This is a genomic window from Actinotalea caeni (assembly GCF_009733795.1).
Lineage (GTDB): Bacteria > Actinomycetota > Actinomycetes > Actinomycetales > Beutenbergiaceae > Pseudactinotalea > Pseudactinotalea caeni.
The window spans coordinates 158516-166074 of record NZ_WNXX01000009.1; the positions used below are offsets into that span (position 1 = coordinate 158516).

At 71.8% G+C, this 7559-nt stretch carries 4 protein-coding genes; all 4 read left to right on the top strand.

Annotation, left to right across the window (positions count from 1 at the left end):
* Nucleotides 1-59: 59 nt before the first annotated feature.
* A complete protein-coding gene (locus GPA02_RS10110) occupies nucleotides 60-1016 on the top strand; it encodes an aldo/keto reductase (protein ID WP_156199799.1) in 957 nt (318 codons plus the stop codon).
* On the top strand, nucleotides 1016-1378 hold the full coding sequence (locus GPA02_RS10115; RefSeq protein ID WP_156199800.1) for a MerR family transcriptional regulator: 363 nt from the start codon (nucleotides 1016-1018) through the stop codon (nucleotides 1376-1378). The genes GPA02_RS10110 and GPA02_RS10115 overlap by 1 nt, the downstream gene beginning before the upstream one ends.
* 143 nt (nucleotides 1379-1521) lie before the next feature.
* Entirely contained in the window at nucleotides 1522-4557 is a 3036-nt protein-coding gene (locus GPA02_RS10120) for a right-handed parallel beta-helix repeat-containing protein (RefSeq protein WP_156199801.1), read from the top strand.
* A gap of 128 nt (nucleotides 4558-4685) precedes the next feature.
* Nucleotides 4686-7559, top strand: a 2874-nt coding sequence (locus GPA02_RS10125; protein WP_156199802.1) for a right-handed parallel beta-helix repeat-containing protein, incomplete at its 3' end; no start/stop codon positions are given.

The following is a 7559-nucleotide window of genomic DNA, read 5'->3' on the forward strand; positions in this document are numbered from 1 at the left end:
GACACCTCGGCACAGCACCTCTTGACCTGGAGCGCGCTCCAGGTCGGAAGGTGCTGTGCATGACACCACCCACGACACAGGACCTGGGCCCGCAGATCGTGCTGGGCACGATGAACTTCGGCACCCGGACACCCGAGGCGACGTCGCGCGAGATCCTCGACGCGTTCGCCGATCTCGGCGGCGTCTGGCTCGACACCGCGAACTGCTACGCGTTCTGGGAGGACCCCAGCGGGTACGGCGGCGCGAGCGAGCGGGTGCTGGGTCGCTGGCTCGCCGACCACCCCGACCACCGCGGCCAGGTGCGCGTCGCGACCAAGGTGCGCTGGCAGCCCACCGTGGCGCACCAGTGGCCCGAGAACGCGGAGGGGCTGTCCGCGGAGGCGATCCGCAACGGCCTCGACGCCAGCCTCGAGCGGCTCGGGCTGGACGCCGTCGACATGCTCTGGACGCACGGTGAGGACCACGACGTCCCCCTCGAGGAGACCGTGACGGCGCTGGGCGAGGAGGTCGCCTGCGGCCGCGTGGGTCTGCTCGGCGCCTCCAACCACCGCGCGTGGCGCGTGGAGCGGGCGCGGACCCTCGCCCGCGACCAGGGTGTCGCCGGCTACGAGGCGCTGCAGCTGCGGCGCAGCTACGTCTCACCCCGTCCCGACGCCCCGGTGCCCGACGAGGGTCACATGTTCACCGACGAGGACTCGCTCGACATGGTGGCGAGCGAGGGACTCCCGCTGTGGGTCTACTCGCCGCTGCTGCAGGGCGCGTTCGTGCGCCCCGACCGGCTGCAGGAGGCCTACGACCACCCGGGCACGGCGCGCCGGACGGCACGGCTCGCCGAGATCGCGGCCGAGACGGGTGCGACGGCCAACCAGGTCGTGCTCTCATGGCTGATGTCGAGCACGGTGCCGGCAAGCCCGATCGTCGGCGTCAGCTCGCTCGCCCAGCTCACCGAGGCGATGGCGGCGCGGGACCTCGTGCTCGACGCCGACCAGCTGCGACGACTGGACGAGGTCTCCTGATGACGACGCAGACGCTCACCCCCGGCGAGGCCGCCGAGGCCACCGGTCTGAGTCTCGACACCCTGCGCTACTACGAGCGCGAGGGTCTCATCGGCCCGATCGACCGGACGACGAGCGGGCGCCGGACGTACTCCGACGGCGACGTCGCCTGGATCGAGACCGTCACCTGCATGCGTGCCGCGGGCCTCGGCATCGACCACCTGCGCGAGTTCACGAGGCTGCTGCGGGAGGAGGCGACCGTCGAGGAGCGGGTGCGCTTCCTCCACGAACGCCGCGTCGAGCTGCTGGCGCAGATCGAGGCGATCCGCAACGCCGTCGTCGTCCTCGACGACAAGATCGCCCACTTCTCGCAGCCTGGCTGAGATCCCGCACGCGGCGTCGGCGCCGCGCTGGGGGCGACCCGCTCCCCGGGCCGTTCACCGGCCTGGGGGTTCCCTTGACCACCCGTTGACCGCTACCGTCCTCGGAAGGTAGGTGACAACACATCTTTCGGTCGGGGGCTGTCATGCGCGCGCGCAGATCTGTCATCGCGCGGCGCTCGCGCGGCGCCCGTGCCCTCCGTCGACGGCGAGGCGCCTCGGCCTCGGCTGTCGCCGTCGTCGCGACGCTCGGCATCGCGAGTCTGACGACGCCGGCTGCCGCCGCCGGTGCCACCTGGTACGTCGACCAGACCTCGACGCACCCCGACGACGACTGCGGCGCCACCGTGGAGACCGCGTGCGCCACGATCACCGCCGCGCTCGCCCACGCCGAGGCCACCGACACCGTCGTCGTCGCGGCAGGCACCTATACCGAGTCGCTCGTGATCGACGTGCCGATCACGCTCGAGGGTGCGGGTGTCGACGCGGTCACGCTCACCACCGCGGACGGGTCCCAGCCGGTCGTGACCGTGGCTGCCGACGACGTCGTCCTGACCGGCCTGACGGTGCTCGAGCCAAGTGGCGACGAGGGCGTCATGCAGGTGCTGGTCAGGGTCGAGGAGGGACGTGCCGCGACCCTCGACGGGGTGGCGCTGCGCGGTGACCCGGGAACCCCCCTCAGCTCCGTCGGCGTCGTCGCGGCCGACGGCAGCTCGCTCGCGTTCACAAACTCCGAGGCCACCGACCTGTTCCTGGGCGTCGGCGTCGGCACCGACCTCTCGTCCGACCTCGGGTCGGCGACCCTGTCGATGACGGGGAGCACCATCGCGGACAACGGCGCGGGCGTCATGCTCCTCGCCGGGTCGGCGACGATCCAGGACAGCGAGATCCGCGACAACGCCTACACGGGCCTGCGGTCCGAGGGACCGGACGCCTCGTTCGACGTCACCTCGACCGTGATCAGCGGCAACGCGACGACGGAGAGTGCGGGCACGTTCCGCGGCGGCGTCCTCCTCTACGGCGGCTCGTTCACCGGTTACGACGTCACGATCACCGACAACCACTACGGCCTGATGGCCGACAGCGGCGACATCGAGCTGTACGACAGCACCGTCGCCGACAACGGCTGGACGTCCGAGGAGAGGTTCGCCGGGGCCGGCATCTGGGGCCGCTCGTCGACTCCGTCCGACGACGGGGGCGAGGCCCCGTTCACCCTGCTGCTGGAGAACACCACCGTCAGCGGCAACACCGTCGGCGTCGCCGCCATCCAGCAGGCCGAGGTCGCGATCCACGGCAGCGCGATCACCGACAACGCCATCGTGGGCCTCACCACCGAGGGTGAGGGCGTCGGGGTCGTCGAGCTGGAGCTGACCGACAGCCAGGTCGCTCGCAACGGGCTCGCCAACGACGACCCGCATGCGCCCAGGGGCGGGGTCATGCTCATGAGGACGTCAGCGGTCATCAGCGACAGCGACATCACGGAGAACGACCACGGCCTGGGCGCCTACGAGTCGGAGGTCACCCTCGTCGGCGGGTCGGTCTCCGACCAGTCGAGCGTCGGGATCATCTTCGGCGGGTCCAACGGCGAGACGCTGGTCATCAGCGACACCACGATCGCCGACAACGGCATGGACCCCTCTCTCAGCGAGGTCGGTCACATCGGTGGCGGCGTCTTCATCCAGGCCGGGACGGTGACCGGTTCCGGGCTCGTCGTCGACGGCAACGCCTTCGGGTTCTACGTCGTCGGCGCCCTGACGCTCACCGACAGCGTCGTGAGCCACAGTCGGCCGTCCGACAGCGGCGGGAGCGTCCTCGACGATGTTCTGGGTTCCGGTGTGCTGGCCGTCTCCGGTCCCGTCACGATCGTCCGCTCGGAGATCTCCGACAACGAGTACCACGGCGTGATCCTGGGCAGCCGCCTGTCGTCGGTCGCGCTCGACAGCAGCACCGTGGCCGGCAACAACGGCTTCGGTGTCAGCGGGAACGAGCTCGACGATCCGGCGCAGCTGGTGCTCGCCGGGAGCACGGTCGCCGACAACACGCTGGGCGGGATCGACCTGGCGCATCTCGAGGCGACGTTCGCCGGATCGGTCGTCACCGGCGGCGACGGGCCGGCCTGCGTGGCGGGCGACGCGGCGCCGACGGACGCCGGCTTCAACGTCGTCTCCGACACCTCGTGCAGCCTCGGCGGCAGCAGCCTCACCGGTGCCGACCCGCTGCTGCAGCCGTTGGGCGACAACGGCGGCCCGACGCAGACGATGCTGCTGCTCGCCGGCAGCCCGGCTGTCGACCTGGTCCCCGAAGGCACCTCGGTGCCGTGGGACGGCGGCACGATCGAGGTCTGCGGCGACGGGACCGACCAGCGCGGCCCCGGCTACCCGCGGCTGTCGGGCGCGGCATGCGACGCCGGCGCGGCCGAAGGGCCCGCTGATCGCATCCCGGTGACGGTGACCGCCTCGGACGCGACCTGGTACGAGGGTGCGTTCGACCCCGAGGTCACGCCCAGCTACTCCGGGTTCCGTGACGGTGACTCCGAGGCCGACGTCGACACCCCGCCCACCTGCGGGTTCGACGTCGACACCGCCACCACCTTCTGCTCCGGCGCCGAGGACGACGTCTACGACTTCGTCTACGTCGACGGCACCCTGGACGTGCTCGAGCCGCTGGTCATCCTGACGGAGTCGCTGCCGGAGGCGACCGTCGGTGAGCCGTACTCGGCGACGCTGGAGGCCACCGGCGGCGACGGCGGCCCCTACACCTGGGGCATCCACGACGGCGCCCTGCCCGCAGGCCTGGAGATCGACACCACCACCGGTGAGATCTTCGGCGTCCCCGAGGCCGCCGGCGACGTCACGTTCACGGTGTTCGTGGGCGACCCGATCACCCGCGAGCTCACGCTCACCGTGCTGCCCGCCGCCGAGGAGCCCGAGCCCCCGGTCGACGACCCCACCGAGGACCCCACGGACGACCCCACCGAGAACCCGACGGGCGACGCGACGACGCCGCCTCCGGCCGCCGGTCCCCCGGCCGGCGCCGGCGGTGACACCGGCACGGGCGGTGGCGCGCTGCCGAGCACGGGCGCCGACACCCTCGTCGGCGTGGTCGCATCTGCACTGGCGACGCTGCTCGGCAGCACGCTGACCCTGGCCGTCAGGCAGCGCCGCCGACACGGGCTCGGCTGACGAGCGGGCGAGACCCTGCAGACACGCATGACCTGCTCACGATGCGGGCATGGGTCTTCCGGCGACGAATGCGTGACCGCTAGGGTCGACAGGCCGTTGACAACACAACTCTCGGTCGGGGGGCCGCCATGCGCGGGTACACGTTGAGCCGTCATGCCAGGACGGGCACCACACGGACCCGCAGGACGCGGCGTCTCGCCGGCGGTCTCGTCGCCGTCGCCGCCGTCGCGCTGGGCACCGCCGCACTGCCCGCGCCGGCGATCGCAGCCGACACCACCTGGTTCGTCGACCAGACCTCGACCCACCCCGACGAGGACTGCGGGGCCACCGCGGAGACCGCGTGCTCCACGATCACCGCGGCGCTCGCGCGCGCTGAGGCCACCGACACCATCAGCGTCGCACCCGGCACCTACTCCGAGTCGGTCGAGATCACCCAGGCGATCACCCTGCAGGGACCCTCGGCGGACGACGTCACGATCGTCGGCGCCGGCCCCACCGATCCTGTCGTCACGGTCGGCGCCAGCGGGGTCGCGATCACCAACCTGACGATCGGCCTTCCCGCCGCCGACGAGCCCGGCGGGGAGGAGGCTGCGGTCGGCGTGCGCGTGCTCGAGGGCAACGGGGTCGACCTCGAGGGTGTCGTCGTCGAGGGACCGTATGTCAGCGGGGACCTCTCCGGTTACGGGATCGTCGCGGAGCAGGGGAGCACCGTCGCCATCGACCAGTCCACGCTGAGCGGGCTCGGGATGAGCGTGCTCGTCGGTGGGGACCTGATCGGGGACCTGCCCGCGACCGCAGCCACCCTCTCCATGACAGCGACCACGATCCGCGATGGCCTCGTCGGGATCTACGTGCTCCTCGGCGACGTCACGGTGAGCGACAGCGAGATCTCCGACCAGGGGATGTCGGCGATCATCGGCGGCCTGCCCGGTACGACGATCGACGTCACCGACACGGAGCTCCTGCGCAACGCCGACTGGGACCAGGACAGCTTTCGGTCGGCGGTCCTCCTCCGCGGGCCCGTCCCGTTCACGGGAACCCGGCTGACCATCGCCGACAACGAGCGCGGCCTCCTGGCGGAAGCTGGTGGCCAGGTGACGCTCATCGACAGCACGCTCGACAACAACGGCAAGCAGGAGAGCGGGACCGGCGGTTACGCGATCGCCGGCCGCACCGAGGGCGATCACGCGGAGCCGTTGCTCCTCAGGCTGGAGAACACTCAGGTCACCAACAACTGGTTGGGGGTCGTCGTCGGCGGCGAGGCCACCGTCGAGATCATCGGCTCCACCGTGGCCGACAGCTCCTACGAGGGCCTCCGCGACGTCCCGGAGGACGACTCCGCGATCGACCTGACGATCACCGACAGCACCTTCAGCCGCAACGGGCTCGCCCCGGACGACGAGTTCGGTGCCGTCGGCCCGTCGGTGTCGGTCACGGACGGCACGGTGACGGTGTCCGGGTCGACGATCTCCGAGGGCGGGTACGGCCTCAGGATGGGCGCCGGCACCCTCACGGTCGACGACAGCGAGATCTCCGGCAACGAGCTGGCCGGCATCCATCTGTGGGGCAACCCGGAGAACGGGCCGCTGACGGCGACGCTCACCGGCACGACCATCAGCGGCAACGGGTTCGGCAACCTGGGCCTCGTCCCGCAGACGCCGTTCCTCGCGGGCATCGTGGCGAGGAGCGCGACCGTCGAGGGCGACGGGGTCACCCTGGCCGAGAACGCGTGGGGTGTGATGCTGCAGGCCGGCGAGCTCACGCTCACGGAGAGCACCGTGGTCGACAGTGCTGCTCGGACCACCGGCGACGAGCTCGACCTGATGACCGGCGTCGGGATCCTGTCGCTGCCCGACGAGGACGAGACGGTCAACGACATCACGCTGGTCCGTTCCGAGGTCAGCGGGAACGAGCGGCACGGTATCTGGCTGCCGACGGCCGATGAGCTCCTCGTCGACCGCAGCACGATCGCCGACAACGGCGAGGTCGGCCTGCTCGTCGGGGGCCTGCCGGGCGTCCAGGGCCGGCCGGTACCGATGCTGCTGGCCGGGAGCACCGTCGCGGGGAACGGCATCAGCGGCATCGACCTGATGGCCGGCCCGACGCTGACCGTGGCCGGTTCGGTCATCGACGGCGGCGACGGTGCGGCGTGTGTCGTGGCCGATCCCGAGGGGGTGGTCGACGGCGGCGCGAACGTGATCTCCGACGACACCTGCGAGCTGGTCGACGGCGTGGTGGCCGATCCGCAGCTCGGCGCCCTGACCGACAACGGCGGGCCGACGATGACCGCACTGCCGGCGGCCACCAGCCCGGCGATCGACCTGGTCCCGACCGGCACGTCCGCCACGTTCGGCGGGACCGAGCTCGAGCTGTGCCCGGGCGACGTCGACCAGCGCGGCGAGGGCTTCCTGCGGCTCGCCGGCGACGGCTGCGACGCCGGCGCGGTCGAGCGCGAGCGCGGACTGGTCACCGTGACCGCATCCGACGCGACCTGGTACGAGGGTGCGTTCGACCCCGAGGTCACGCCCAGCTACTCCGGGTTCCGTGACGGTGACTCCGAGGCCGACGTCGACACCCCGCCCACCTGCGGGTTCGACGTCGACACCGCCACCACCTTCTGCTCCGGCGCCGAGGACGACGTCTACGACTTCGTCTACGTCGACGGCACCCTGGACGTGCTCGAGCCGCTGGTCATCCTGACGGAGTCGCTGCCGGAGGCGACCGTCGGTGAGCCGTACTCGGCGACGCTGGAGGCCACCGGCGGCGACGGCGGCCCCTACACCTGGGGCATCCACGACGGCGCCCTGCCCGCAGGCCTGGAGATCGACACCACCACCGGTGAGATCTTCGGCGTCCCCGAGGCCGCCGGCGACGTCACGTTCACGGTGTTCGTGGGCGACCCGATCACCCGCGAGCTCACGCTCACCGTGCTGCCCGCCGCCGAGGAGCCCGAGCCCCCGGTCGACGACCCCACCGAGGACCCCACGGACGACCCCACCGAG

What these genes read in the sequence shown, in the direction of transcription:
- GPA02_RS10110 (WP_156199799.1), top strand. Translation starts at nt 60, where the DNA reads ATGACACCACCCACGACACAGGACCTGGGCCCGCAGATCGTGCTGGGC.
- GPA02_RS10115 (WP_156199800.1), top strand. Translation starts at nt 1,016, where the DNA reads ATGACGACGCAGACGCTCACCCCCGGCGAGGCCGCCGAGGCCACCGGT.
- GPA02_RS10120 (WP_156199801.1), top strand. Translation starts at nt 1,522, where the DNA reads ATGCGCGCGCGCAGATCTGTCATCGCGCGGCGCTCGCGCGGCGCCCGT.